Below are 25,775 nucleotides of genomic sequence, written 5' to 3'. Positions count from 1 at the left end.
AAGTGGGGGTGCGTTCAGTAGAGTTCGGTGTGTGGATGCTCAGGTGTCTGAGGCGAGGCCCCGCGACCGCGAGGCCACTCGCGAGCGGATCCTTCGTGCGGCCCGCACGCTCTTCGGCGAGCAGGGGTACGAACGCGTGACCGTTCGCATGATCGCCGCTGCCGCGGACGCCAACATCGCCCTGGTCGGCCGCTACTTCGGCTCCAAGGCCGGCCTCTTCGGCGCGGTCCTGGACGGGGAGCCGACCATAAGGGACCTGTTCGGCGGCGACCGCGGGAGCCTGCCGCGCCGCCTGGCGGAATATGCGGCCGAGCGCATGGAGCACCCGCCGGAGAGCCCGATCCTGCGCACCCTCGAACGCTCCGCCGGCGATCCGGATATCCAGGCCGTGGCCCGCGAGCGCCTGATCACGGCGCTGCTCGACCCGCTCGAGGAGCAACTGGGCGGCCCGGACGCCCACGCCAGGGCCCGCATGGCCACGGCGGTCTTCCTCGGCATCGGCGCCATGCGCCGCCGCCTCGGCCCCGAGGCGCCCAGCCCGGCCGACGTCGACCGCCTGACCGCGGTCTTCGAGGCCTGTCTGCGCTGAAAGTTTCACCCCCTGTCAAGGTTCTGGCCTGGGAAGACGTGGATGGCAGCGATCGGATGTCTTTGAGCGGGCACTGACGGTTACCTACGATCCGAGGAGCTGGTGGGAGCGCTCCCACATGACGGACGGAGTGAATTTCATGTCTCGCAGAAGGCCCGTCCTGGCGGTGCTCCTCTCGGCGGCCGCCATGGCCGCGGCGGGGGCGATCGTCCTGTCCTCGTCCACCGCCGAGGCCGCCGACTCCGCTTTCTACGTGGATCCGCAGACGAACGCGGCCAAATGGGTCGCCGCGAATCCCAACGACAGCCGCACCCAGGTGATCAGGGACCGGATCGCCGCCGTGCCCCAGGGCCGGTGGTTCGCCACGTACAACCCCGCCACCGTGCGCAGCCAGGTCGACGCGTACGTCGGCGCCGCCGCCTCGGCGGGCAAGATCCCGATCATGGTCGTGTACGACATGCCGAACCGCGACTGCGGCGGCGCGAGCGCGGGCGGCGCGCCGGACCACGCGTCGTACCGGGCCTGGATCGACCAGATCGCGGCCGGTCTCGGCGGCCGGCCCGCCACGATCGTGCTGGAGCCGGACGCGCTGGCGATCATGACGAACTGCATGAACGCCTCGCAGCAGGCCGAGGTCAAGGCGTCCATGGCGTACGCCGGGAAGAAGTTCAAGGGGACGTCGTCGCAGGTCAAGGTCTATTTCGACATCGGACACGATGCCTGGCTGTCCGCCTCGGAGGCCGCGTCCAGGCTGACCGGCGCGGACGTGGCCAACAGCGCCGACGGCATCGCCGTCAACACCTCCAACTACCGCGCCACCTCGGGCCTGGTGTCGTACGCGAAGAGCATCATCGCGGCGACCGGCGTGTCCAGGCTGAAGGCGGTCGTCGACACCAGCCGCAACGGCAACGGGCCGCAGGGCAGCGAGTGGTGCGACCCGGCGGGCCGCGCCACGGGCATCTGGAGCACCACGAACACGGGTGACTCGGCCGTCGACGCCTACCTCTGGGTCAAGCCGCCCGGCGAGGCGGACGGGTGCATCGCGAGCGCGGGACAGTTCGTGCCGCAGCGGGCCTACGACCTGGCCGTCGCCGCCCCGCCGCCCACCGTCGGCCCGACCGTCACACCCACGGTCACTCCGACCGTGACGCCGACCACCGGCCCCGCGGGCTGCGCGGCGACGTACAAGGTGACGAGCCAGTGGCAGGGCAGCTTCCAGGGTGAGGTCACCGTGAAGAACACGGGCTCGGCCGCCATCGCCGGCTGGAAGGTCGGCTGGACGTTCCCGAACGGGCAGTCGATCACGCAGCTCTGGAACGGCAACCTCTCGGGCAGCGGCACCGTCACCGTGACGAACCTCAACTGGAACGGGACCCTCGGGGCCGGAGCGAGCACCACGTTCGGCTTCGTCGCCAACTGGAACGGGCAGAACGGCGTCCCGTCACCGGTGACCTGTACGGCCTCATGAGACTCGATGGGCCCCTGCGCCTGCCAGGGGCCCATCGGTGAAATAACGGCGCCTTCGCGGCTGTTGTCCACAGCCAGGTCGAACCGCTCTGCGAAAGGCGCGTACTCATGACTCTGCCGCTGTCCATCCTTGATCTGGCGATCATCGGCGAGGGCGAGACGGCGGCGGACAGCTTCGCCGCCAGCGTGGCCCTGGCCCAGCGGGCCGAGGACCTGGGCTACCGGCGGATCTGGTACGCCGAGCACCACAACATGGCCAGCATCGCCTCCTCGGCGACCAGCGTGCTCATCGCCCACGTCGCCGCCCACACCCGGACGATCCGCCTCGGGGCGGGCGGCGTCATGCTCCCGAACCACGCCCCGCTCACCATCGCCGAACAGTTCGGCACCCTCGAAACCCTGCATCCGGGACGCATCGACCTGGGCCTCGGCCGGGCGCCGGGCAGCGACCAGCAGACCATGCGCGCCCTGCGCCGCACTCCGTCGGCCGCCGACACGTTCCCGCAGGACGTTCTGGAGCTGCAGGGTTACCTGTCGGGTGAGTCCCGGATCCCGGGCGTGGACGCCACGCCGGGCAAGGGCACGAACGTCCCGCTCTACGTCCTCGGCTCGTCGCTGTTCGGGGCCCAGCTCGCCGCCGCGCTGGGGCTCCCGTACGCGTTCGCCTCGCATTTCGCCCCGGCCGCCCTGGAGGAGGCCGTGGCGCTCTACCGGCGTGACTTCCAGCCGTCGGCGCAGCTCGACCGGCCCCATGTCATCGCCGCGCTCAACGTGATCGCGGCGGACACGTCGGAGGAGGCGCAGGAGGAGTTCCTGGCCTCGAAGCGGCTGAGGGTGAGCAGGTTCCTGGGGCGGGGGCGCACGTTCACGACCGAGGAGGCGGACATGATCCTCGGGTCGCCGGCCGGGCAGCAGATCGTGCAGATGGCCAAGTATTCGGCGGTCGGGGACGCGGCGGAGGTCAAGGAGTATGTCGACCGGTTCGCCAAGCTCGCCGACGCCGATGAGCTGATCGTCGCCTTCTCGGCCGCCGACAGGAAGGTCTGGCTGCGCTCGGCGGAACTGCTGGCCGAGGCACACGGGCTCTGATCAACAGGGGCGGCGGAGGAAGCGGGCGGGCGTGGCGGTGGAAGCGGGCGGGGGGAGCCCGATCGTTCGGCCCTGAGATGGTCGGCGGTCAGCGCCGAGGGCCGGTCTTCTATCCTTCGCCGAGCAGGCGTCTGCGCAAGTAGGGGCCGGTGGCCTCGGACGTGGGCACGGGAGCCATCCCCGCGGCGATGAGCTGGGCGCGCAGGGCGACGACGGTGCGTTCGAGCGCGCGGATCTGGGCCTGGAGCTGGCCGATCTGGTCGCGCATCGCCGTGGTCGTGCTCTGCTCGCCGATCAGGTCGGTGCTGAGCTGGGAGGCTTGATTCTGCACCCTGTTCAGCTGTTTCTCCATCTGGCTGAGCGCGTCCTCGTAGATCGTCTTCGCTCTGAGGAAGGCCTCGGCGTCCACCTTGGAGCGTTCTAACTCGGCTTGGCGCTCGGCCTGGAGGATGGCGGTCTGCTGGGTCTTCTTGTTGGCGTCGGTGGCGGAGCGGAAGGCCAGGTACGCCACGCCGAGCGGGACGATCCCGACCGCGACCTGGATGAGGATGTCAGTCAGCGTGGCCTCCTTCCACTGGGCGTATCACGCCGGTGTACGTGATCCCGTCGTCGCTGTGCCAGGCGTTGACGGTCAGCGCGATGGCGAACTCCGTGCCGTCGCGACGCAGGCCGACCAGCGGAATGATCCGACCGGCCAGCTCGGAGTGGCCGTTGACGCGGACCTTGGTCAGCCCCATGTCGTGCCTGTCGCGGAAACGCGCTGGCATGAGCATCGTCAACGGCCGCCCGACCGCCTCGTCGGTGCTCCAGCCGAACATGGTGGCGGCCTGCGGATTCCAGGACTGGATGATCCCGGCGGCGTTGGCGACGATCACCGCCGAGCCGGAGCCCGGGAGCCGGTCGAGCGTGACGGCCTCCGGCCAGGTCGCGATCAGCGTGATCCAGCCGCCGAACGCCAGCCACACCGCACCCCCGACCCAGCCTCGCGGATTGTCTCCGGTGAACGTCGAGGCCAGGAACACCAGGCCGTACAGGAGGACCAGCGCGGTGGCGGCGGCGAAGGCCATCCGGTCGGAGCGCAGGAACATCTGCACCAGGCACAGCACGCCGGTGGCGAGCCAGAGCACCGCCCAGACGTCAAGCGGCGCGATGGAGGCCAGCACGGCATAGGAGGGGGTGGCACGCTGGCTCGCCGGCGCGAAGGCCAGCGAGGCGGCGATGGCCAGAGATAACAGGCCGACGAACGCCAGGGACGCGCCGCGCCGCCCGATCCGCCGGAGGACTCTGTTACTCACGGTGGCAAGACTAGTGCAGAGGGTTAATGTTTCGCGGGATTGTCAGCCCTGAGCCGAAGCGCAGGCACAATGAGGCCATGCCAGGCTTCGAGAGGCTCACCGTCGAGGAAGCACGCACCCTCACCCGCGCCGAGCTCCTGCCGCGGATCGAGGAGGAGCAGAAGTACTGGTACGAGCGCATTCACCACTGCCAGATGAAGCCGGGTGACGACGAGGCGTTCAGGACCTTCAACCGGATCCTGCACGTCACCGCCGACCTCGGCCGCACCCACGACGACACCGAGGCCCTCCTCCAGAGCAGGTCCCTCGACGAGGACTACTGGCGCAAACCCCTCGGCGAGCTGGGCCTGCTCTGAGGCTTACGCCGGGGGCCGGCAGACGGTGCCCTGCGCGGGCAGGCGCAGGCTGGTCAGATAGCGGTTGACGTGGGCGATGATGCAGGAATCGCCGCTGTTGTACAGGCCGTGGCCGTTCCCCTCGTAGCGGACCGCGGCCGAGCCGGGCACCCGCCGTACGATGTCCGCGGCCCCGTCGAAGTCCGTCCAGGAGCCGACGCCCAGGTAGGGCGGCAACCCCTCGGCAGGCAGCGGCGCGGGCGGGTTGGTGACGGGGGCCGGCCAGCCGACGCAGGCGAGCGGGTGCCAGAGCTCGGTCCCGGCGAGGTTCGGCAGCAGGCGCTCACCCAAGCGGCGCTTCTTCCGGTACTCCTCGTAGTCGCGGAATCCCATGCCGTCGAGGCAGTGGGTCATGTTCACCCCGGTGTACGAGGGGACCTTCAGGCTTTTCGTGCTCTGTCGGACATAGTCGGCGAACCCTGAGGCGTCACCGGCGGCGGCCCGCTTGATCGCTTCGGCGAGCTCCTTCCACCGGGAGTACTCGGGCTTCGGACCCGGTGAGATGACGCTGGGGGCGGCGGCCTCCTTGATGTCGAACCCGCTGTAGGCGGACCGCTCTCCCCTGACCGGCACAGGGGAGCGGTCGGCCCGCGCCACCAGCGCCCGCCAGACCTCGCCGACGTCCTGGCCATGCAGCGCGCAGGCGGTGGTCGCCGCGCACCAGGCCGCGAAGCGGGCGAAGGACTCCTCATGCGGGAGCCTGCCCTGCGCGCGGTCCTCATAGGGGTTCGCCGGGCCGTCGAACACCATCGCGCGCACCCGGCCGGGGAACAGCCGGGAGTAGGCGATCGCGGGGACGCCGCCGTAGGAGTTGGCGATGAAGCTCAGCTTCTCCTCACCCAGCGCGACGCGGATCGCCTCCATGTCCCGCGCCAAGGAGGCCGAATCCATGTGGTCGAAGAACTCGGGATCGGCGGCGCGGCATCGCTCTGCCGCCGCCCGGTTGCGCCTGCCCAGCTCGGCGTACTCGGCAGGGGTGTCGGGCAGGGCGATCCACGGGCCGGAGACGAGGCAGTCGTACGGCAGCACGCCCTTGTCGATGGCGTTGCGGGGCTCGACGCTGACCACGTCGAAACGATCCCGCAGCTCGGCGAAGCTGCCCGCGGCCTTGCTCAGGTCCTTGACGCCCGAGCCGCCCGGCCCGCCGGGGACCGCGAACACCGTGCCGATCCGGCGTTCGGCGCCGGTCGCGGGCAGCATGCCGACGGTCAGCCGGATCTTCCGCCCGGACGGCCTGGCCCAGTCCAGCGGCACCTCGATCGAGGCACACCGCATGTCCTTGGAGACGTCCTTACAGGCCGCCCAGGCCGGCGACGACGGGCCGGAGCCCGGCGAACCGGCCGCGGCGGCGGGAACCGCCGACACCAGGACGGCGGCGGCCGTTCCCACCGCCAGCACCTTGATCCTGCGCCCCTTCAACGCGATCGTCACCGCGCCCGCCGTCAGCGCGGCGACCACGTACGCGACCAGCAGCCCCGCCGCCACGGCAGGCGGCAGGATCCCGCCGCCGACCCCCGCGATCTGGAGCGGCAGGTTCTCGATCATGAACGAGGCGGCCTGGGCGCGCAGCGGCATGGGCAGTGTCCTCGCCACCACCGGCAGCACCACGATGATCACGATCAGCGCGACCAGGGTGCCGGGGGTGGAGCGGACGGCCGCCCCGACGCCGAGCCCGATCAGGGCGACCGCCGCCATCGACAGCCCGGCGAGCACCACCGAGGCGAGCACGCCCGGCTCCGACAGCGGCGTGCCCAGGGTCTGCCCGTCGCGGAGCAGCTGCCCGGCCCGGTCGCCGAGCACCATCATGGCCCCCGCGTGCATGCCGAACGCCAGGACCTGCCCCGCCACCAGCGCGACCGCGGCCAGCCCCGGGACCTTGGCCAGCAGCAGCGCCTGCCGGCGCGGCACGGCCACCAGGCTCGTCTGGATCATCCCGGTGCTGTACTCCGAGGTGATCGCGAGCGCGCCCAGCGCCGCGAACACGAAGTAGGCGACCGCGATCCCGTTGCCGAGGCCGTCCCCATTGCCGGTGAAGGCCATCTGCTCATGGAGCGACAGGTTGTCGAACCCGCGTCCGATCATGAACGACACCCCGGCGCAGGCCAGGACGGCCGCCACCGAACAGGCCAGCAGGTAGAGGTTCGAGCGGAGCGACCGGAGTTTCTGCCACTCCGAAGCGATCACGTCGATCATCGGCCGCCTGCCTTGTACTCGGCGCTGTCCTCGGTGAGCCGTACGAACGCCTCCTCCAGGGACGCGCCGCGCGGCGACAGCTCCGCGAGCGCGATCCCCTCGGAGAGCGCGAGCACGCCGATCCGGGCCGCGTCCAGGTCGTGCACCGACAGGGCGCCGTCGTCCTCGAAGGTCACCGCCGCCCCGTGCGCGCGCAGGACGCCGGCGAGCCGCTCCGGGTGCGGCGTACGCACCAGCACGTCGCGCTGGAAGTGCCCGGCCAGGGCCTCCATGTCGGTGTCGGCGATCAGCCGTCCCCGCCCGATGACGACGACGTGGTCGGCGGTGAGCGCCATCTCGTTCATCAGGTGGCTGGACAGCAGCACGGTGCGGCCCTCGGCCGCCAGGGAGCGCAGCAGGTCGCGGAGCCAGCGGATGCCCTCCGGGTCCAGCCCGTTCAGTGGCTCGTCGAGCATCAGCACTCCCGGGTCCCCGAGAAGCGCCGCGCCTATCCCCAGGCGCTGCCGCATGCCGAGCGAGAAGCCGCTGATCCGCTTGCCGGCGACGGCGTTCAGGCCGACCTGGTCGAGGACGGCGGTCACCCGGCGGCGGCCGATGCCGTTGCTGCGGGCCAGGCAGGCGAGGTGCGCGTAGGCGCTGCGGCCCCCGTGCACCGCCCCGGCGTCGAGCAGCGCCCCCATCGAGCGCATGGGCCGGCGCAGCGACACGTACGGGTGGCCGTTCACCAGCGCCTTGCCGGCGGTGGGGACCTCCAGGCCGAGGACGGCGCGCATGGTGGTGGACTTGCCCGCGCCGTTCGGGCCGAGGAAGCCGGTCACCAGCCCCGGTTTCACGGTGAACGTCAGGTCGTCGACGGCGACCTTGTCCCCGTATCTCATGGTCAGTCCGCTCACTTCGATCATGGTCTCCCCCCGGTCGTCCGGCTGACGGCCGCCAGCCTGCCGGTCCGGCGGGCGGATCTCGATGGGGGTGCGCCCACCACGGAGGTAGGTCCAGGCCTACCGCCCGCGCGCCGCGCGTCGGGCAGACTGCAGGCGTGACCGGGATCCGCCGAGCGTTCGCCGCCGGTGGCGGGCTGTTGCTGAACGCCGCCACGGGCGTGGCCGCGCCGGCGCTGATCGGCATGCTGCTGGTGAGCGTCGTGCTGGTCCCGGTGGCCGGGCTCGGCGCGCCGCGCGCTCGCGCTCGTCCGGTCCCTGGCCGGGGTGCAGCGGGCCTGGGCGGGACGCGTGCTCGACCCGGGTCCGCGGCCCGCTCCGCACGAGGCCGGCACCCGGCGGGAGCTGGTCTGGCTGGGCGTGCACGCCGTCACGTGGCCGGTCCCCGCGCTCGTCGTCTGGGGGCTGCTGGCCGCCTTCGACTACATGTTCTTCCGGGTACGCCCGATCGAGACGAGCACGCTGAACACGTTCTCCCTCAGCGTCTCCATCGCGGCCATCGCGGCCGTCATCCTGATGGCCCTGCCCCTGCTCATAACCGGACAGGCGCGGCTGTCGGCGCTGCTGCTCCTCCCGGAGGCGACTCCGGCCGCGCGGATCAGGCAGCTGACCGAGTCGCGGGCCGTGGTGGTCGACGCGCAGGCGGCCGAGCTGCGCCGGATCGAACGCGACCTGCACGACGGCGCGCAGGCCAAGCTGATCGCGATCCGGATGAACCTGGGGCTGGCCCGCGACCTCCGCGATCCGGCCCAGGTCCGGATGATGATCGACGAGGCCCGGGAGGTCGCCGGCCAGGCCCTGACCGACCTGCGGGACCTGGTGCGCGGCGTCCATCCCCCGGTGCTGGCCGACCGCGGCCTGGCCGGCGCGGTCGAGGCCGCCGCGCTGCTGTGCCCGGTGCCGGTCGAGGTCGAGATCGACCTGCCGGGCCGCCTGGACGCGCCGGTCGAGTCCGCGGTCTACTTCGCCACCGCCGAGGCGCTGACCAACGTGGCCAAGCACAGCGGCGCGTCCCGTGCGTGGCTGCGGGTGTCCCACACGGGCGGCCTGCTCCGGGTGGCGGTACGCGACGACGGGCGCGGCGGGGCCGACCGGGCCGCCGGCAGCGGCCTGCGCGGCATCGACAGACGCCTGTCCGCCTTCGACGGCCGGCTCGTCCTGCGCAGCCCGTCCGGCGGCCCGACCGAACTCACCATGGAGCTCCCGTGCGCGTTGTCATAGCCGAAGACCTCGCCCTCCTCCGCGACGGCCTGATCCGCCTGCTGACGGCGAACGGTTTCGAGGTGGCCGCGGCGGTCGACAACGGCCCGATGCTGCTGGACGCGCTCACCCGTGGCCGCCCGGACGTGGCCGTGGTGGACGTACGGCTGCCGCCCGGCTACTCCGACGAGGGGCTGCGCACCGCGCTGGAGGCCCGCCGCCTGGTGCCGGGGCTGCCGGTGCTGATCCTCTCCCAGTACGTGGAGCAGCTGTACGCCCGCGAGCTGCTCTCCGACCGGTCCGGCGGCGTGGGCTACCTGCTCAAGGACCGGGTCGGCGACGTCGACCGGTTCGTGGACGCGGTACGCCAGGTCGCCGCGGGCGGCACCGTCATGGACCCCGAGGTCGTCTCGCAGCTGCTGACCCGCCGCAGCCGGGACGAGCCGCTGGGCGGGCTCACGCCGCGGGAGCGGGAGGTGCTGGCGCTGATGGCGGAGGGCCTGTCCAACCTCGCGATCGCCGCCCGTTTCCAGGTCACGGACAAGGCGGTCGGCAAGCACACGAACAACATCTTCGCCAAGCTGGGCCTCCCACCGTCCGACGACCACAATCGCCGGGTGATGGCGGTCCTCACCTACCTGCAGCATGTGACGTAATGGGGGCCCTGCCACACCCCGGAACAGCTCGCCCTCCCATGCGGCGTCCGGCGACGGCACAGTGAGTGTCGACGACCGGAAAGGAGCCATTCATGGAGTACCGACGTCTGGGACGCACCGGCGTCTCGGTCAGCAAGCTGTGCCTCGGGGCCATGATGTTCGGCGACTGGGGCACCAAGGATCACGACGAGAGCATCCGGATCATCCACCGTGCCCTGGATGCCGGGATCAACTTCATCGACACCGCCGACATCTACTCCGACGGCGAGTCCGAGATCATCGTGGGCAAGGCCCTCGCCGGCGGCCGGCGCGACGACGTCGTGCTCGCGAGCAAGGCCCACATGCCCATGGGGGAGGACCCCAACCAGCGCGGCAACTCCCGCCGCTGGATCGTCCGCGAGGTCGAGAACTCGCTGCGGCGGCTGGGCACCGACTGGATCGACCTGTACCAGATCCACCGGTACGACACCGAGACGGACATCGACGAGACCCTCGGCGCGCTCACCGACCTGGTCCGGGCCGGCAAGGTTCGCTACGTCGGCCACTCGACCTGGCCGGTCTCGGCGATCGTGGAGGCCCAGTGGACCGCACGCGAGCGCGGTCGTGAGCGGTTCGTGTGCGAGCAGCCGCCGTACTCGATCCTCACCCGCGGGATCGAGGCCGACACGCTGCCGACGCTCGCGCGCTACGGCATGGGCGTGCTTTCGTACAGCCCGCTGGCCGGCGGCTGGCTGACCGGCCGCTACCGCGCGGGCGCGGACGCGGAGGCGCCGTTCTCCGCGGCTCGCCGGCGCCTGGCCAACCGGTTCGACCTGTCGCTGCCGGAGAACCAGCGCAAGCTGCAGGCCGCCGAACAGCTCGCCGAGCTGGCCGACAAGGCGGGGATGACGCTGGTGGAGCTGGCGATCGCGTTCGTCCTGCGCCACCCCGCCATCACCTCGGCGATCATCGGCCCCCGGACGATGGAGCACCTCGAGTCCCAGTTGCCGGCCGCCGACATCGAGCTGCCCGACGACGTGCTGGACCGCATCGACGAGATCGTGGCGCCCGGGGTGACCATCAACCCCGCCGACAACGGATGGGTCAGCCCGGCGCTCCTGCCCGCGGCACGGCGCCGGCCCTGATCCGGTGCCGGCGCGCATCGAGGCCCAGGCGGGGTGAGCGATACTGAGCTGATGGCCATCCTCACCGTTGGCCGGGCGGCCGCGCTCGTCGGGGTCAGCGTGAAGACGCTGCACCACTGGGACACGATCGGCCTCGTACGCCCGAGCGGGCGCACCTGGGCCGGATACCGGGTTTACTCCGACGACGACGTCGCCCGGATCCACCGAGTCCTCGTCTACCGGGAGCTGGGATTCCCGCTCGCCGAGATCGGCCGGGTCCTCGACGACCCGGACGTCGACGCGCGCGACCACCTGCGCCGGCAGCGGTCAGAGCTCGTGGAGCGCATCACCCGGCTGCAGAAGATGGTCAGCGCGGTCGACCGCATGCTGGAGGCGTCGAAGAAGGGGATCCGGTTGACCCCGGAGCAGCAGGTGGAGATCTTCGGCGACGACTGGCAGCCCGCCTGGGTCGAGGAGGCCGAGGACCGCTGGGGTGACACCGTGCAGTGGGCACAGTACGCCGAGCGGGCCGCCGCGATGACACCGGAGGACTGGAAGGGCATCGCGGCCACGACCGAAGCTCTGAACGCCGACCTCGCCGCCGCGATGCGCGCCGACGTCGTGCCCGGCTCCGGCGACGCCGACGCCCTGGCCGAGCGCCACCGCGCGCTGATCTCGACGTACTTCGACTGCACGCACTCGATGCAGGCGTGCATAGGGCGGATGTACGCCGCCGATCCCGGGTTCGCGGAGCACTTCGAGGCGGTCGCACCGGGTCTGGCCGCCTGGCTGCGCGACGTGATCTTCGCGAACGCGAAGGCGCACGGCGTCGACCCGGAGTCCGCGGTCTGGGAGTGACCTCGCCGCGGCGTCAGCCGCGGGGGCTGTCGGTGGGCGGCTTGATCCGGACCCGCTCCTCAGGGTGGCTGTCGATGTCGTCGAGCTGCTCGCGGATCGTCCTGCGCAGGTCGTCGTAGTCCTCGAAGCGGTAGTCGTTGAACAGCGTGTAGCCGGTCCACATCAGGTTGGCGCACACCTTCGGCGGCACCTGGCCCGTCGCCGCGCCCATGCCGACCAGCGCGACCGACGTGATGCTGCCCGGCTCCTTCTCGTTCTGCATGTGGATGGCCTGGAACGCGGCGGCGCACGCCATGGCCACGTTCAGCGTCTCGCTCACGTCCTGCGCCGACTGCACCATCGTCGGCGTCGAGATCAGGAATTTCGGGTTGGTCGCCCCGGACGGCACGCACACGGCACTGCCCACCGGCAGCGACCCGTCGAACCGGTCGCGGATCGCCCGCTGGACGCGTAGCTGGATCCCGGCCCCGAGGTGCCGCTTGATGACCGCGTCGACCCCGCCGTCCATCCGCCCGCGGGAGTTGGTCGGGCTGACCCAGGCGTCGGCCTGCTCCGAGACGATCGAGCCCTTGTGGATCTCGACCTCAGGGGTGTCGGCGAACGCGGCCAGCCACTCTTGCACCACCTTCGCGTTGACATCCACCAGGACCACCTTGAGCGGCGGCTGCACGGGATCGACGGTCATGGCTCACTCCAGGCGAGGGGGAGGGACGTTTCCAGCGGACACGAACATACAGCTCCACAACGACAAAACTGGATCTTGCCTGGGATGTGTGAATGATCTCCGCGTATGCGAACGCATCACATTCGGGATCTTCACGCGGCACAATGCCTCCACCTCAGTCCCCTGTGCCGCCACCGGCACGCCTCGCCGACCCGGGAGCCCATCGATGCGCGACGCCAACACCCCCACGTCACCTGACGCCAACCCCACGTCGCCCGGACCGGATGACGCGAACAGTCCGGATGACCCGCTGGCCTTGGCCGACCTCTTCAAGGGCGGCGGCGAGCCGTGGCTGCCGCTCCTGAAGCCGGTCATCGAGGCACAACCGGCCGCCGCCACCTTCATCGGCCCGAACCGCAGCCCCCAGGTCGTGCCCGTACGCGAACTGACCTTCCAGGCGCTCAAGCCCAACCCGCCGCACAAGTGGAAGGTCGTCGTCTTCGGCCAGAACCCGTACCCGCGGGCCGAGAGCGCCACCGGCATCGCGATGTTCGACAACACCTTCCACGACTGGGCCGACAGCCAGTTCGGCAAGGTCATCACCATCCGCTGCATCATCAAGGCGGCGGCGATGTGGAAGCACGGGATCCCCAAGAAGACGCCGATCGCCAACATCCGCGCGCTGCTGAAGCAGCATGACACCGTGCAGCCGCCCGAGTGGTTCCAGGCGATGCTCACGCAGGGTGTGCTGCTGCTGAACGCGGCGCTCACCGCCAGCGGCGACGGGGCCATGGGGACCGACCAGCACACCGCGTTCTGGCGGCCGGTCGTCGAGAGGCTCGTCGAGGAGATCCTCAGGGCCAAGCAGAACGCCGACGAGGCGGACCGGGGCGTGGTGTTCGCGTGGTGGGGGGCGCACGCGCGCAGCCTGAAGGAGGTCGTACTCCGGCTCCAGAAGAAGTACCCGGAGGTCGAGGTCCGGCACATCGACCACCCCAACCCCGCGGCACAGGGCGACATCTTCTGCGACGGGAACCACTTCGCCGACGTGAACGCGGCACTCGCGGCGCTCGGCGCCGACGAGATCGACTGGCTGCCCAGCAAGGGGTGGAACAAGCTCGCCGCGCAAGGGGGCGGGGCGGACGCGGACACCGCCGACCGGATGGGGGCGTTCATCGCGTCCACGATGGAGCTGCACAAGCTCTACCTGGAACGGCTCGCCAGCGTCAAGGACGAGGGCCTGGACCTGCCGGCGATCACCGGTGTGTTCGACACCCCGCTCATGGACTTCCGCGAGGCCGTCTCCCCGGTGGCCAAGCTGCTGTCGGGGCTCGACTGGCACACGGAGCAGTCGTACCGGTTCGGCGAGAAGCAGTCGGCCGGTGCTGTGGATGGCCTGTCCGCCGACGAGATCGCGGCCCTCTACCTCTACACCTGCGAGTCGGCGTTCTACCGGCAGATCAACGCCACCCTGCGCAATCCGGACCGGACCCGCATCGTTCCGTACCTCCCTTACCTGCGGCTCCTGTTCTCGGCCGTGTCGCGCCTCCCGGTCCGCAAGAAACCGCTGTGGCGCGGGGTGTCGCTGGACCTGCGGGCGCAGTACCCGCTCGGCCGGACCGTGACGTGGTGGGGCGTGTCCTCGTGCACGTCGGAACTCGGCGTGGCCCAGGCGTTCCTCGGCCGCCGCGGCAAGCGCACCCTCTTCGAGGTGCACCCCGCCCGGGCCGTCGGCATTCGCAGCTTCTCCGCGTTCACCGGCGAGGAGGAGTTCATCCTGGCGCCGGGAACGCAGCTCAAGGTGACCGACGTCAAGGCGGAGCGCGGCGGCCTGTGCACCGTGACGCTCACCGAACTGGCCGAGCAGCACCTGGTGGCCTGAGCGACTCCGACCATCGATCGCCCGGCATGCCGTGCCGCCTGCCGTTTTACGTATGAGAGAGCCACCCGGTGGTCCCGGGTGGCTCGGGGAGCGGATGGACCGGTCAGAACACCGTTTCGGCGTTGGCGGAGCGTACGGTCCACGGCGGCCCGCACGTGCCGCGTCCCGTGAACCGGTTCTCGGCGAAGATGATCGGGCTGGCGAACTGGTAACCGTCGGAGCAGGTCACCAGGATCCTGATCGCCCCGGTGAACACCGAGCAGTCGATGTCGATGTAGTACGCCGGGATCGGGACGCTCCGGGAACATGAGTAGGTGGCGGTCAGCGCGGCCCCGCCGTCCTTGCCCTGGGCGTCCTTGAGCGTCGTGGTCGACTGGTCGGTGAACCCGCGTTCGGGCGCCGCGGCGGCCGAACCCGTGTGAAGCGCGACAGAGAACAGCAGCGCCGTGATCGCGGCCAGCACGCCCACGAGCATTCTTCTCGCATGTACTGCCATGTGATCGAACCTTTCGCTGGATTTCCCTTTCGGCCCGGCCGAGCCTTACCAGTGATACTTTCGCCAAGCCAGGAGCGCCGGTCATCGTCACTTCGGGAGAATCTCCGCCATGGCGCCGGGCAGGTGTTCATCACTAATGTCAAAATGGCGGTCAGACAAAGCCGTGCTCGTTCCACGCGCCGGCCAGCAGCCGGGTGACGGTGGTGCTCAGCACCCGGACGCCGTGCGTGGAGCCCGGCTCGATCCCCACCAGCTCCCGCACCCGCCGCAGCCGATAGTCGAGCGTGCGCGGGTGGATGTGCAGCGACTCGGCCGTACGCAGCCGGTTCATGTCGTTGCGGTAGTAGGCGTCCAGCGTGGGCACCAGGTCGGGCCCGTCGCCGAGCCGCCGCGCCGTCTCCCGCAGCCACTGGTCCACCTGCGGCGTCTCCACCGCTCCCAGCTCCGCGAACACGTCGGCCACCCCGTACGGCCGGCGCGGCACCCGTTCGATCGGCGCCACCCGGCTGACCTTCCGCGCCAGCGCGGCCGCCTGGACCAGCGCGCGGCGGCGCCCGTGGGCGGTGCCGACCGAGCACGGCCGCCCCACGACCTCGGCGACCGCCCGCGCCAGCGCCAGCCCGGCCCCCTCGGCCGCCGCCCGGTGCTCCGGCCGCGTCCCGTGGTACGGCACCAGCGCCACGAACTCGTCCGGTTCCTGCCATCCGAACGGCATCCGATGCCGCTGCAACAAGGTGCCCATGACCTCCTCCCGGCACTGCTCCGGCGGCTCCGGGGCCACCCGTACCACCGTGACCAGATAGTGCTCGGTCATCGGCACTCCGAGGCTCCCGGCCAGCTCGCCGGCCATCGGGTCGTCGTGCAGCACCATGGTGGCCAGCAGGTGGACGCGTGAGGCCGTCGGCAGGAACCGCTCGTACCCCCGGAAGTAGCCGCGGGTGTAGACCGCCTGCGCCGCCGTGCCCTGCTCTGCCAACCAGTCGATCATGCGCATCGTGTCGGTCAGATCGCCGGGCCCGGCCGCCTCGGAGATCTCGCGCAGCGTGAAGGCGGCATGCAGCGCGAGCGCGCCGCGCTGACAGCCCGGTGCCACGCCCTGTGCGCCGCGCTGCTCGCCGACCGACTCGATGAAGGCCAGGTCGCTTTCCAGCAGCGGCTCGCCGGAGGCGGCCAGCTCGGCCGTCCGACGCCGTACGACGACCGCGAACTCCATCATCGACGCCCGTGATCCGGACTCGATCGCCTGGAAACCGGCGATCTCGCCGGCGCAGGCGTCCACCACTCTCCTCGCGTTGTCGTCGGCCCTGCTTTTGAGCATGCCGAAGAGGTCCCCCATGTCGAATTCTCCCCGTGACGTCGCCGTCGTTCATGTCTCTTCTGGAACGCGCAGTGCGATATTCGTCGGCGGGGTGGTTTCGTATCAGTGGGCTTTTCCGGCGTTTTCGGTCACCCGGCAGAAACGGGGGTGTGGTCAGGTATGAAAGGAGCGTTCCTGGATTTCGGGCCGCCGAGGGCCGGTGAAAGTTTCATGACGACGGACTATCCCGCGGTCCAGCGGGATCCGGAGCTCAGGATGCGGTCCAGAGTGCGTCGGCCCATCCGGCTCATGGGCGGGTTGGTCTCGAGGTAGTACCAGACGACGCCCATCGCCTGCTGGAAGGCCCACGCTTTGCCCCGCTCCCATTCCAGGTCGTCGCACCCGAGATCCAGGCGGAGCACCTGCCGCGGCCCGGCCTCAAGCAGATGCCAGGCACTCACAAGATCCAGAGCGGGGTCGGCCGGTCCGAAGCCGCCGACGTCGAGGACCCCGGCCAGCCGACCGGCGGACACGAGCACGTTGCCCGGAATGAGATCGCTGTGGCTCATCACGTCGGCGTCCTTGCGCGGCAGGCTCCGAAAGTCCTTCCACAGTCCGCGAAGCCGGGGGACGTCGAGGAGTTGTTCGCTCTGCTCGAAACAGGTCTCCATCCACCCGTCATGGGCTTGCAGGTCGCCTCCCCGGCCTTGGCCGGCGAACGTGCGGCCACGCGTGTCGATCGCGCGCAGGTCATTGATGAGATCGGCCAGGTCGTGGGCGAACGCGACCGATTCGCCCGGGTCCTCATCGGTGGCCACGGCGCCGGGCAGCCAGGTCTGCACCGACCACGGGAGGGGGTAGCCCGCGCCGGGCTCACCGAGCGCGACGGGCTCGGGCGTGGGAAACCGCGTGCGACCTGCCAGCTCCCGGGCGGCTTCCGCTTCGGACTCCAGCCAGCCGCGAATCGAGTCGACGTGCCCGTCCTGCAGAGGGAACCGAGCCGCGAAGCGGTCGCCGATGCGAAAGATGGCGTTGACCGTCCCGTGGGCCGCGATGCCGGTGATCGGCAGGCTCCGCCACTCGGGGAACTGTTCATCCACCAAGGCGCGTACTGTCTCCGGTGACACCGTCAGCTGGTTGGCGTGCATATCCACGCCGGAAGCGTTCCGTGTCCCAGCCTTCTCCCGCAACGGCTTTTCGGCGAATGCGTCGTACCTGAATGCGATGATCACGGCACTGTTCTCCGAGAAAGGCAGCAGATGAACTACTGGTTCGAGAGCGAAGCCGTGTCCGTCACCTACGTTCGTGATCTGTCCGCGGAGCAGGCCCTCCTCCGCATGGGCGCCACGATCAGCCCCGAAGCCGAGGCCGAAGGGGAGGAGGGTGAGATCGCCGCCTTCGAAGTCGATGGCGGAGTCGTTCTGGCCGAGCCGAACGGCTTCGCCGCGACCCTGGACGAGGTGATCACACGGCTGTCCAAAGACACCGTGGCGGCCACTGTGTTCTACAACGTCAATCTGGATCAGCAGTTCGTGTATGCCGAGGGCGGCGTGGTCGTCACCACGTTCGAGCCCGACCGGCCGGACAGCCGCGCCGGCAGCGACCCTGACCGCCTGCTCCCGCGCATGCGCGAACTGGGCATGGAGACGGAGAGTGACCTGGTCAAGGCCGCCGAGCTCGCCCAGATCGTCACCGGCCTGGAACTGCCCGGCGATGACGCCGATCCCACCTTGATCGGCATCATGCCGGACTACTGACGGGACCTCGCCGCTAACGGTGCCGGGAAGACCACGACGGTGAACGTGCTGACCACGCTGCTGACCCCCGACGCGCACGATGCCCCACCGCGATCGCGGTGAGTTCCGACATGACGACCGGATTCATCAACCGGCTTCGTGTGATGAGCGTGTCCCGGGCCGCGGTGCTGAACGCGCACGTGATCGGGACCATGCTACGGAGCCTGTTGGCCGTCGCGCTGGTCACCGGGGTCGCGTTGCTGATGGGATTCCGGCCGTCGGCGGAAAGCGCGGGCCTCGCCGGTGTCCCGCTGATGATCCTTCCCTTCTTGAGCAGCGCATTCGTGCCGGCCGACAAGATGGGGCCGGATGCGCGGCAATTCGCCGAGTACCAGCCGTTCACCTCGATCATCGAAACCCTGCGCGGGCTGCTGACCGGCACGCCGTCGACGGGCTCGGCCAGCACGGCGATCGCCTGGTGCGGGGATCATGTTGATCGGCCACCTGTGGGCGCGCGCGTCGTTCACGAAGCGAGCGTGATCTCGGCCAGCTCGCGCCAGTCCCTCCGCGCACCGTCATGGGTCGCCTCGGTGAACAGGGTTTCGCCGAGGCGATTCCGCGTGTCCGCGGCGATCCTGGAAGCGTCCGGCAGCGAACGATCCGGCGTGCCGCGCACGCTGTCGCTCGCCCCGAGCAGTCGCGCGGCCTGCTCGTACTGTCCCTGGCGCAGCGCGAGATCCGCGATCCCGATCAACAGCTCGGCGACCGCCGGTAGGTACGCATGCTCCACAGTCGTGCGGAACGCCTCGGTCCGGTGTGCGCGGGCCGTCTCGAGATCCTCGGTGAGGTAGCCGTACAGGTCCATGGTCTTGGCAAAGATGGAGCCGACCCTGTCCGAGCCGCCCAGCACCGCCTGCACCGTGGCCAGGTGCTCGTGTGCCTGTTCCTGCTCGCCGCGCCAGCGCGCCAGCACCGCCTTCGACAGCGCCAGCTCGGCAAGCGCGTCCGGCCACGCGATCCCGCCCGCGCACCGCTGCGCTTCTGCCATGGCGGACGTGCTGGATCGCTCATCGCCGAGCAGCCAGTACAGCTGGGCCTGCCGCGCCCGCAGGCCGATCACGTCCTCGGTCGCGCCTATCTCGGTCAGCGCCACGGCCGCCTCTTCGTAGTGCTCACACGCGCGCGTGAACTCGCCGCGCATGGCGAGCCGTTCGGCCAGGAAGGTCAGCGCCAACGAGATCCCCCACCGGTCACCCAGCGTGCGGAACTCGGCAAGGGCGATCTTGGCGTCGACGTCCACGTCGGTCTCGTCGCCGCCGAGCGTGAGCCGGAACCGGCCACGAGTGAGCCTGGCCTGCGCGCGCACCCATGGATCATCATCGGTGATGAGCGGCTCCAACGCGGGCAGGAAGTCCGTCGGACCCTCCAGAATCCGCTCCAGCAACCCGACGAACCCGAGCAGCGGGTGGTGATACCCGCTGCGCTGGGACAACCGGTACGCCTCCTGGATCCACTCCCGCGCCTGATACTGATCGCCGCCGACCCCGGAGCTCACGAAGATGGTCACGAGCAGGCACGCCAACGCCCGCACCTCATCGGGCACCTCACCGGGCAGCGAGACCGCCGCGATGCTCAACTCGGCGCCCTCGACCCGGTGCCTGCTGAAGTAGTACCAGCCCGCGGCCCCGACCAGCCGCGTCGCCTCCTCGGCCCATCCCTCGGCGATCGCCCCGCGCAGGGCCGCGCTGATGTTGTCGTGCTCGGGCTCGAGCGTGGACAGCCATTCCAGTTGCTCGGCCCGACGCAGGTGCGGATCGGCCGTCTCGGCCAGCTCGGTGAAGTACGCAAGGTGCGCCCGGCGCGCCTGCTCGGTCTCCCCGGCTTCGGCGAGCCGGTGCGCCGCGTACTCCCTGATGGTGTTGAGCATCCGGTAGCGCGGCGTGTCCTCGCCGTCGGCGAGCAGCAGCGACTTCTCCATCAACGCGGTGAGCACGTCGAACACCTGCTCCCCGGCGAACGCCTCGCCCCCGCACACCCGTTCGGCCGCCTCCAGGCTCGCCCCGCCGGAGAACACCGACAGTCGCCGCAGCACGCCACGTTCGGCCTCGGTCAACAGGTCCCAGCTGTAGTCCACGACCGCGCGCAGCGTCTTGTGCCGGGAAAGCGCCGTACGGCTGCCGCCGGTCAACAGACGGAAACGGTCATCGAGCCCGCGTGCCAGCTGATCGACGGACATGGTGCGCAGCCGTGCCGCGGCCAGCTCGATCGCCAGCGGCATTCCGTCGAGCGCCCGGCAGATCCGCGCCATGGTCGCCAAGGTGTGCGCGTCGGAGCCGATGTCCTTGCGCACCAGACCCGCGCGGTCCCGCAGCAGCCGCACCGCGGACGAGGACGCGACCTCGGAGGGGTCGGCTCCCTCGGCGGGCAGCGCGAGTGGCTCGACCCCCCAAAGGACTTCCCCGAAGATACCGAGCGGTTCCCTGCTCGTGGCCAGGATCCGCAGCCTGCGGCACTCTCCCAGGAGCCGATCCGCGAAGGCCGCGGCCTCCTCGATCACGTGCTCGCAGTTGTCCAGGATCAGCAGGATCGTGCGCTCCCGGACCGCGGTGATGAGCCGCTCCATCGGGTCCCCGGCCCGAGCGCCACCGAGCAATGCCTGGTCACGCAGGCCGATCGCGGTGAGAACGGCCTGCGCCAGCTCACCGCCTGCCCCCACCGAGGCCAGTTCGACGAGCCACGCCCCATCCGGCAGCTCGGTGAGCATCGTTCGCGCGGTCTCCGTGGCCAGCCGGGTCTTGCCCGAGCCGCCCGCCCCCGTCAAGGTGACCAGCCGGTGCTTGACGGCCAGTTCGGCGACCGCGGAGACGTCGTCATCCTTGCCGACGAAACTCGTCAACTCGGCGCGCAGGTTCGTCCTGTGGTTCTCCGTTCGCCGGCCCAGCTCGCCGCGGAGCAACGCGGTGTGCAGCGCGGAGAGCTCGGCCGACGGATCGGCGCCCAGCTCCTCGGCGAGCCGCTCGCGCGTCCGCTGGTACAGGGTCAACGCCTCGTTCTCACGCCCCGCCTCGGCGAGCGCTCGCATCAAGGCCGCCACGAACCCCTCCCGCAGCGGGTACGTGGCAACCAGGTCGGTCAGCTCGGAGACCAACTCCGAGCCGTGGCCGAGGCGGATGTCGGCATCCACCCGATCCCCGAGCGCGGCGACGTAGAGCTCGTTCAGACGCGCGACCGCGGAGTCGAACGCGTCGCTGCCCTGCAGCGCGATGTCCGCCATGGCCGTACCACGCCACAACGCCAGGGCCGGGCGCAGCAGATCCGCCCGCGCCGCAGGCTCGGCGGCACGGGCCTGACCGACCAGCTGCTCGAACCGGGACACGTCCACGGCATCAGCAGCCAGGGCCAGCCGGTACCCGCCGGAATCCGCCTCGATCACACCGGCCGGCAACACCCTGCGCAGCCTGGAGACCAGCGCCTGCAAGGCGTTCACTTCGTCCGCGGGCGGCTCTTCCCCCCAGATCCAGTCGACCAGCCTCGCACGCGTGACGATCCGGCCGGGTTCGAGGGCGAGCGCCGCCAGCAGTGCGCGCAGCCGAATCCCAGGAACCTCCACCACGGCCCCGTCATGGTTCCTGACCTCGAACGGTCCGAGCAATCCGACTCGCATATCGGTAATTGTGCCGAACCGCGGCGGCGACTACCGCCACCGCATGCAATCCGAAGGCGTTGTCGCAGGTCAGGCGAACGTGTTCGGTCTTCAGCTTGGGTCTTCAGCGACCCTTGCGGCAGCGGCGGATGCCCGCGGCCTGAGCCCCGCCGGCAGCCAGGACCGGCCCGTAGCCTGCCTGCTGGACTGGACTGGTCGGCCAGCAGGTCAAACCTGGGCGCCTCGATCCCCGCTGCCGCAGCACTACGTCATGCCGGTGCTCTGAACCTCCTGCGCTTCGGCCTCTTCGCGGGCCACCCGTTTGTGACGTTCTGAGCCGTCAACCCCGGCGGGTGGATCAGGCTCAGGAGGACGCCGATCTGGGCGGGCGACAGCGGCATGCCGTTGAGCAGCTCTTTCATGGGGATCATGGGTCCACCCTGACGGAGATCACGACGCCGGGTCCAACACCGGAAAAGCCAGGATTAACGCGGATCTGTTGTTAATGTTGCCGCGTGGACCTGCATCCCCGGCTGCTCAGGGTGTTCGTGACCGTCGCCGAGGAGCTGCACTTCGGCCGCGCCGCCGCCCGCCTGTACGTGGCCCAGCAGGCGCTCAGCCGCGACGTGCGGCGGCTGGAGGAGCAACTCGGGCAGGCGCTGTTCACCAGGACCACCCGGCGGGTGGAGCTGACCCCTGCGGGAGCGCGGCTGCTGTCCGGGGCCAGGCGGCTGCTCGCGCTGCATGACGAGCTGGTCGCGGAGGTCGCCAGCGCCCGGGGACCGCTGCTCGTGGACGTCAACATGCAGGGGCACGAGCCGCCACGGCCGCTGGTCAGGGCCAGGGAGCTGGCGCCGGGAGTGGAGATCCTCGCCCGCTTCCACGGCGGGCTGGCCTCCGGGGCCGCCGCCATGCGGGAGGGGCGTCTCGACGTGTCGTTCGGCCGCTTCGCCGGACTGCCCGCTTCCGTGCGCAAGGGGCTGGCTCAGGTGCCCGTACGGCTGGATCCGCTCGCCGTGCTGGTGTCCGAGGACCATCCGCTGGCCGCGCTGGAGGAGGTGCCGCTCGGCGTGCTGGCCGATTTCCCGCTGGACGCCATGGCGGGCAATCCCGCCACCACCGAGTGGACCGACCTGGGCGAGCGCCTGGCGGAGGAGTTCGGGCTCACCCTGGCCACGCCACACGCGCCACCGGTCGGATCCCACGAGATGGGCCTCTACCTGCAACGGCACCGCGAGCCCGTGCTGGCCACGGCGAAGGTCGGCGGGATTCCGGGCGCCGTGGTGCGGCCGCTGGTCAATCCCGTACCGCTCGCCCTGGAGAACCTCGTCTTCCCCGAGGGCCTGCGACATCCGGGTCTGGACGCGCTGCTCCAGGCCGTGACGGAGATCCGAAGCGTGGAACGCCGGCTGCGCCGGCCGCCGCACTCCTGGCTGCCCGAGGCCGACGAGGCGCTGCTGAGGCGGTCGGGACGTGGTCACGGGATGGCGTCTCCGAGGCGGGCCCAGGGTCGGGACGGCGGCCGGCATGACAGAGGCGACCCGCCACGACGTGGACGAGCAGCGCGCCCGTCGATCACGCACCGCGTAGATCGTCCTGAAAAGCACGAAGGCCCGCTCCAGGTTTTCCCTGGTGGCGGGCCTTTCTGCTGTGCGCGGCCGACAGGAGTCGAACCCGTAACCTTCTGATCCGTAGTCAGATGCTCTATCCATTGAGCTACGGCCGCTCGCTGCGTAAGCAAGCATAGCGGGTTCTGCGGAGTACCTCGAACCAGATATGGCAACCGTGGGGCCCGCTCCCTCCATCTTGCCCGTGATCTCGCTGGTTGGCCGGGGGTGGCGGTACATCGAAGGGTGTATCCACAGGCGGGTCCCGCGCAGGAGGGAACAGGGCGTGTGGGGTGGTGAGATGGGGACATGAAACGGGAGGCGTTGGGGGCCGGGGTGGCCTTTGCGATGGGGGTGGTTCTCATCGCGGGTGGGGCCGCGCTCCAGCGGGGCGTGCCCGTCTGGCTGCTGTGCGTGCCCCTGGCGATCACCTGTGCCGGGGTGCTGGTGCGGCAGCGGGCGCCCCTCGCCTCGCTGGGGCTGGGGGTCGTCGCGATCACGATCGATGCGTTCGTGGGGCCTTCGCTGGCGACGGTGCTGATTTTCACTGACAACCTCTATGCCGCGGCGCTTTACGGGCCGGCTCGGTTCGCTCGGTGGCTGCTCGGGATCACCGCCGTGCTGGCGGTGGCGGCCGGGGCCGTGGCCGGGTTCCTGGCCGCGGACTGGCGGCTGCTCGCTGTCATGGGGGTGCAGGCGGGGCTGGTGCTGGTGACGCCCGTCACCACGGCGCTGGTGCTGCGGGAGCACCGGGATCGGGCGGCGGCGGAGCGGGAGCGGGCCGAGCAGGTGGCTCATCTGGCCGAGCTCGACCGGCAGGCGGCCGTCGCGGCGGAGCGTACGCGGATGGCGCGCGAGCTGCACGACATGATCGCGAACCATTTCAGCGCCATCGCCATCCAGTCCACCGCCGCGCTTTCGCGCAAGGATCTCGATCGGGCGACCGTCCGGAAGGTCATGGAGTCCGTACGGGAGAACAGCGTGAAGGGGCTGGCCGAGATGCGGACGATGATCGGGCTGCTGAGGCAGGAGGGTGACGATCCCGCTGAGGCCATGCGGCCTCGGCTGGCCGATGCGGAGACGTTGGTGGAGCGGGTCACGCGGGCCGGGCTGGTCGCCGAGCTGCGGGTCGAGGGGGAGCCGCGGGAACTGCCCGCATCGGTTGATCTCGCCGGATACCGGATCCTGCAGGAGGCGCTCACCAACGCGCTCAAGCATGGGGACTCGCCGGTCCGGGTCGTCATCGCGTACGAGGCGGGGCGGGTTCTGATGAGTGTCGAGAACGCGGTCGGCGGGCGTGGGGCGCGGCTGCCCGGTGCTGGGGCAGGGCTGATCGGGATGCGGGAGAGGGTCTTGCTGGTCGGTGGTTCTTTCGAGGCCGGGGCTTCGGGGGACGGTGATCTGTGGCGGGTGTCGGCCGAGTTGCCCACCGGTGATGAGCAGGCGGTGCCGTACGCGGCCGTCCTGGGCCTTGGTTCGCGGGAAAGGGAGTCGGGGGTCGAGGCGCGGTGACGATCAAGGTGCTGGTGGCCGACGATCACGCGGCGGTCCGGGCGGGGATCGTGCTGATTCTGGACGGGGCCGAGGACATCGAGGTCGTCGGCGAGGCGGCGGACGGGGAGCAGGCCGTGGCCATGGCCCGGGAGGCGCGCCCGGACGTGGTGCTGATGGACGTGCGGATGCCGCGGCTCGACGGCATCTCGGCCACGCGGGAGCTGGCGGGGGTCAGCGACGTGCTGATCCTGACCACGTTCGATCTTGATGAGTACGTCTTCGGGGCGCTGCGGGCGGGGGCCGCCGGGTTCCTGCTGAAGAACACCGATGCCGAATCGCTGGTCGAGGCCGTGCGGCTGGTGGCGCGCGGGGATGGGCTGATCTCGCCGGGGGTCACGCGGAAGCTGATTGCGGCGTTCGCCGGGCAGGCGCCGCGGAGGGAGCCGGCGGCCGATCCGGGGAGTTTGACGCCTCGGGAGCGGGAGGTGCTGGCCTGCATCGGGCGGGGGCTGTCGAACGCCGAAATCGCCAGAGAGCTGGACATGGCGGAGGCCACGACGAAGACGCATGTCAGCCGGGTTCTGAACAAGCTGGGGTTGAAGAGCCGGGTGCAGGCGGCGATTTACTACTCGGGAGAAGGGGCGTAGAGGCTTAATCTGGGCGTTGTGAGCACGCCGCCGCCCCCGCCCCCGGAGCAGCCCGGAGAGCCCACCCCGCCTCCGGAGGAAGGGTCGTCCGAGGGGCAGGCGGGTTGGGTGCCCCCGTCGTCGTCCGCGTCTCCGGGGGGCGGATCCGGGCAACCGCCGTACGGGCAGCCCCCGTACGGGCCGCCGCCCTATCCTCAGGGGGCGCCGGCGGCTGGGCGTACGTCTACGGGGGTGTTCGTCGCGTTGGTGTTCGCCGGCGTGGCCATCTACAGCGTTTTCAACATCGTCATCGGGCTGCTCGTCTTCGTCGCCGCGTTCGGCACATCCGACAGCGCCACCACCCCATACCTGGCGGTCGGCGCGATCTTGCTCGCCCTCATCGGCCTGGGCGCCGGCGCGGGGCTGCAGTTCGTCCGCAAGCCGTGGACCAGAGGCATAGGCCTCGGCCTCATGATCGGATGGGCGCTCTGGTCCATCGTGACCGCCGGCTTCTGCACGGGCCTCAACCCCGGCCTGTACACCTGAC

Annotated in this window: 25 protein-coding genes and 1 tRNA gene; 14 read left to right on the top strand and 12 right to left on the bottom strand. The window is 70.5% G+C overall.

Annotation, left to right across the window (positions count from 1 at the left end; all coding sequences use genetic code 11):
• The first annotated feature begins 43 nt into the window (after window positions 1–43).
• From AB0J87_RS45635 to AB0J87_RS45625, 3 genes are all read left to right on the top strand, one after another.
• On the top strand, window positions 44–589 hold the full coding sequence (locus tag AB0J87_RS45635) for a TetR family transcriptional regulator (protein ID WP_363977382.1): 546 nt from the start codon (window positions 44–46) through the stop codon (window positions 587–589).
• Between the two features lie 139 nt (window positions 590–728).
• A complete protein-coding gene (locus AB0J87_RS45630) occupies window positions 729–2,057 on the top strand; it encodes a glycoside hydrolase family 6 protein (RefSeq protein WP_363977379.1) in 1,329 nt (442 codons plus the stop codon).
• A 107-nt stretch (window positions 2,058–2,164) separates the two neighbouring features.
• The gene (locus tag AB0J87_RS45625) at window positions 2,165–3,145 is read left to right on the top strand and encodes an LLM class flavin-dependent oxidoreductase (protein ID WP_363977376.1); all 981 of its coding nucleotides are present in this window, start codon (window positions 2,165–2,167) and stop codon (window positions 3,143–3,145) included.
• A gap of 109 nt (window positions 3,146–3,254) precedes the next feature.
• On the opposite strand, the gene AB0J87_RS45620 is transcribed toward AB0J87_RS45625, so the two are convergent.
• The gene (locus AB0J87_RS45620) at window positions 3,255–3,656 is read right to left on the bottom strand and encodes a hypothetical protein (RefSeq protein ID WP_363977373.1); all 402 of its coding nucleotides are present in this window, start codon (window positions 3,654–3,656) and stop codon (window positions 3,255–3,257) included.
• A 40-nt stretch (window positions 3,657–3,696) separates the two neighbouring features.
• Window positions 3,697–4,440 carry a PAS domain S-box protein gene (locus tag AB0J87_RS45615; RefSeq protein ID WP_363977370.1) on the bottom strand — a complete coding sequence of 248 codons (744 nt, stop codon included), beginning with the start codon at window positions 4,438–4,440 and terminating at the stop codon, window positions 3,697–3,699.
• Between the two features lie 77 nt (window positions 4,441–4,517).
• On the opposite strand from AB0J87_RS45615, the gene AB0J87_RS45610 reads away from it, so the two are divergent.
• Window positions 4,518–4,796 carry a hypothetical protein gene (locus tag AB0J87_RS45610; RefSeq protein WP_363977367.1) on the top strand — a complete coding sequence of 93 codons (279 nt, stop codon included), beginning with the start codon at window positions 4,518–4,520 and terminating at the stop codon, window positions 4,794–4,796.
• A gap of 3 nt (window positions 4,797–4,799) precedes the next feature.
• Here AB0J87_RS45610 and AB0J87_RS45605 read toward each other — a convergent pair whose 3' ends face one another.
• Both AB0J87_RS45605 and AB0J87_RS45600 read right to left on the bottom strand, forming a co-directional pair.
• Entirely contained in the window at window positions 4,800–7,028 is a 2,229-nt protein-coding gene (locus tag AB0J87_RS45605; protein WP_363977364.1) for an alpha/beta fold hydrolase, read from the bottom strand.
• Complete coding sequence (locus AB0J87_RS45600; RefSeq protein ID WP_363977361.1) at window positions 7,025–7,930, bottom strand: ATP-binding cassette domain-containing protein; 906 nt, start codon at window positions 7,928–7,930, stop codon at window positions 7,025–7,027. The genes AB0J87_RS45605 and AB0J87_RS45600 overlap by 4 nt, the downstream gene beginning before the upstream one ends.
• A gap of 303 nt (window positions 7,931–8,233) precedes the next feature.
• Here AB0J87_RS45600 and AB0J87_RS45595 point away from each other — a divergent pair, with 303 nt between their 5' ends.
• From AB0J87_RS45595 to AB0J87_RS45580, 4 genes are all read left to right on the top strand, one after another.
• On the top strand, window positions 8,234–9,187 hold the full coding sequence (locus tag AB0J87_RS45595; protein WP_363977358.1) for a histidine kinase: 954 nt from the start codon (window positions 8,234–8,236) through the stop codon (window positions 9,185–9,187).
• Window positions 9,172–9,822 (top strand): response regulator transcription factor, encoded by a 651-nt coding sequence (locus AB0J87_RS45590; RefSeq protein ID WP_363977355.1) that lies wholly within the window; start codon window positions 9,172–9,174, stop codon window positions 9,820–9,822. The genes AB0J87_RS45595 and AB0J87_RS45590 overlap by 16 nt, the downstream gene beginning before the upstream one ends.
• 92 nt (window positions 9,823–9,914) lie before the next feature.
• On the top strand, window positions 9,915–10,946 hold the full coding sequence (locus tag AB0J87_RS45585; protein WP_363977352.1) for an aldo/keto reductase: 1,032 nt from the start codon (window positions 9,915–9,917) through the stop codon (window positions 10,944–10,946).
• A gap of 51 nt (window positions 10,947–10,997) precedes the next feature.
• A complete protein-coding gene (locus tag AB0J87_RS45580) occupies window positions 10,998–11,783 on the top strand; it encodes a MerR family transcriptional regulator (RefSeq protein ID WP_363977349.1) in 786 nt (261 codons plus the stop codon).
• A 13-nt stretch (window positions 11,784–11,796) separates the two neighbouring features.
• Here the strand turns inward: AB0J87_RS45580 and AB0J87_RS45575 are convergent, their stop codons facing one another.
• Window positions 11,797–12,468 (bottom strand): macro domain-containing protein, encoded by a 672-nt coding sequence (locus tag AB0J87_RS45575; RefSeq protein WP_363977346.1) that lies wholly within the window; start codon window positions 12,466–12,468, stop codon window positions 11,797–11,799.
• Between the two features lie 205 nt (window positions 12,469–12,673).
• Between AB0J87_RS45575 and AB0J87_RS45570 the strand changes: the two genes are divergently transcribed.
• Entirely contained in the window at window positions 12,674–14,329 is a 1,656-nt protein-coding gene (locus AB0J87_RS45570) for an ADP-ribosyltransferase domain-containing protein (protein ID WP_363977343.1), read from the top strand.
• 103 nt (window positions 14,330–14,432) lie between these two features.
• Here AB0J87_RS45570 and AB0J87_RS45565 read toward each other — a convergent pair whose 3' ends face one another.
• The 3 genes from AB0J87_RS45565 to AB0J87_RS45555 all read right to left on the bottom strand — a co-directional run bounded on the left by AB0J87_RS45565 (window position 14,433) and on the right by AB0J87_RS45555 (window position 17,354).
• Entirely contained in the window at window positions 14,433–14,825 is a 393-nt protein-coding gene (locus AB0J87_RS45565; protein ID WP_363977340.1) for a hypothetical protein, read from the bottom strand.
• A gap of 151 nt (window positions 14,826–14,976) precedes the next feature.
• Window positions 14,977–16,161: a helix-turn-helix domain-containing protein gene (locus AB0J87_RS45560; protein WP_363977337.1), complete on the bottom strand. Its 1,185-nt coding sequence runs from the start codon at window positions 16,159–16,161 to the stop codon at window positions 14,977–14,979.
• 203 nt (window positions 16,162–16,364) lie between these two features.
• Window positions 16,365–17,354, bottom strand: coding sequence for an aminoglycoside phosphotransferase family protein (locus tag AB0J87_RS45555; protein WP_363977334.1), 990 nt, complete (start codon window positions 17,352–17,354; stop codon window positions 16,365–16,367).
• Window positions 17,355–17,459: 105 nt separating this feature from the next.
• On the opposite strand from AB0J87_RS45555, the gene AB0J87_RS45550 reads away from it, so the two are divergent.
• Window positions 17,460–17,879 (top strand): DUF6461 domain-containing protein, encoded by a 420-nt coding sequence (locus AB0J87_RS45550; protein WP_363977332.1) that lies wholly within the window; start codon window positions 17,460–17,462, stop codon window positions 17,877–17,879.
• 13 nt (window positions 17,880–17,892) lie between these two features.
• Here AB0J87_RS45550 and AB0J87_RS45545 read toward each other — a convergent pair whose 3' ends face one another.
• The 3 genes from AB0J87_RS45545 to AB0J87_RS45535 form a co-directional block, all read right to left on the bottom strand.
• Window positions 17,893–18,324: a hypothetical protein gene (locus AB0J87_RS45545; protein ID WP_363977329.1), complete on the bottom strand. Its 432-nt coding sequence runs from the start codon at window positions 18,322–18,324 to the stop codon at window positions 17,893–17,895.
• A 57-nt stretch (window positions 18,325–18,381) separates the two neighbouring features.
• The gene (locus AB0J87_RS45540) at window positions 18,382–21,522 is read right to left on the bottom strand and encodes a BTAD domain-containing putative transcriptional regulator (RefSeq protein ID WP_363977326.1); all 3,141 of its coding nucleotides are present in this window, start codon (window positions 21,520–21,522) and stop codon (window positions 18,382–18,384) included.
• Window positions 21,523–21,770: 248 nt separating this feature from the next.
• Complete coding sequence (locus AB0J87_RS45535; protein WP_363977323.1) at window positions 21,771–21,932, bottom strand: hypothetical protein; 162 nt, start codon at window positions 21,930–21,932, stop codon at window positions 21,771–21,773.
• 84 nt (window positions 21,933–22,016) lie between these two features.
• On the opposite strand from AB0J87_RS45535, the gene AB0J87_RS45530 reads away from it, so the two are divergent.
• Window positions 22,017–23,189, top strand: a complete 1,173-nt coding sequence (locus tag AB0J87_RS45530) for a LysR family transcriptional regulator (protein WP_363977320.1) — start codon at window positions 22,017–22,019, stop codon at window positions 23,187–23,189.
• Here AB0J87_RS45530 and AB0J87_RS45525 read toward each other — a convergent pair.
• Window positions 23,155–23,227: transfer RNA gene (locus AB0J87_RS45525), tRNA-Arg, on the bottom strand. The two genes, AB0J87_RS45530 and AB0J87_RS45525, sit on opposite strands and share 35 nt — an antisense overlap.
• A gap of 229 nt (window positions 23,228–23,456) precedes the next feature.
• On the opposite strand from AB0J87_RS45525, the gene AB0J87_RS45520 reads away from it, so the two are divergent.
• From AB0J87_RS45520 to AB0J87_RS45510, 3 genes are all read left to right on the top strand, one after another.
• A complete protein-coding gene (locus AB0J87_RS45520) occupies window positions 23,457–24,620 on the top strand; it encodes a histidine kinase (RefSeq protein ID WP_363977317.1) in 1,164 nt (387 codons plus the stop codon).
• Window positions 24,617–25,249 (top strand): response regulator transcription factor, encoded by a 633-nt coding sequence (locus AB0J87_RS45515; protein ID WP_363977314.1) that lies wholly within the window; start codon window positions 24,617–24,619, stop codon window positions 25,247–25,249. The genes AB0J87_RS45520 and AB0J87_RS45515 overlap by 4 nt, the downstream gene beginning before the upstream one ends.
• A gap of 231 nt (window positions 25,250–25,480) precedes the next feature.
• Window positions 25,481–25,774 carry a hypothetical protein gene (locus tag AB0J87_RS45510; protein ID WP_363977311.1) on the top strand — a complete coding sequence of 98 codons (294 nt, stop codon included), beginning with the start codon at window positions 25,481–25,483 and terminating at the stop codon, window positions 25,772–25,774.
• The last annotated feature ends 1 nt before the right edge of the window (window position 25,775 follow it).

The sequence above is a fragment of the Nonomuraea sp. NPDC049625 genome, assembly GCF_040675285.1.
In the GTDB taxonomy this organism is placed as follows: Bacteria; Actinomycetota; Actinomycetes; order Streptosporangiales; family Streptosporangiaceae; genus Nonomuraea; species Nonomuraea angiospora_A.
This window is presented reverse-complemented; position numbering and strand designations above follow the sequence as displayed.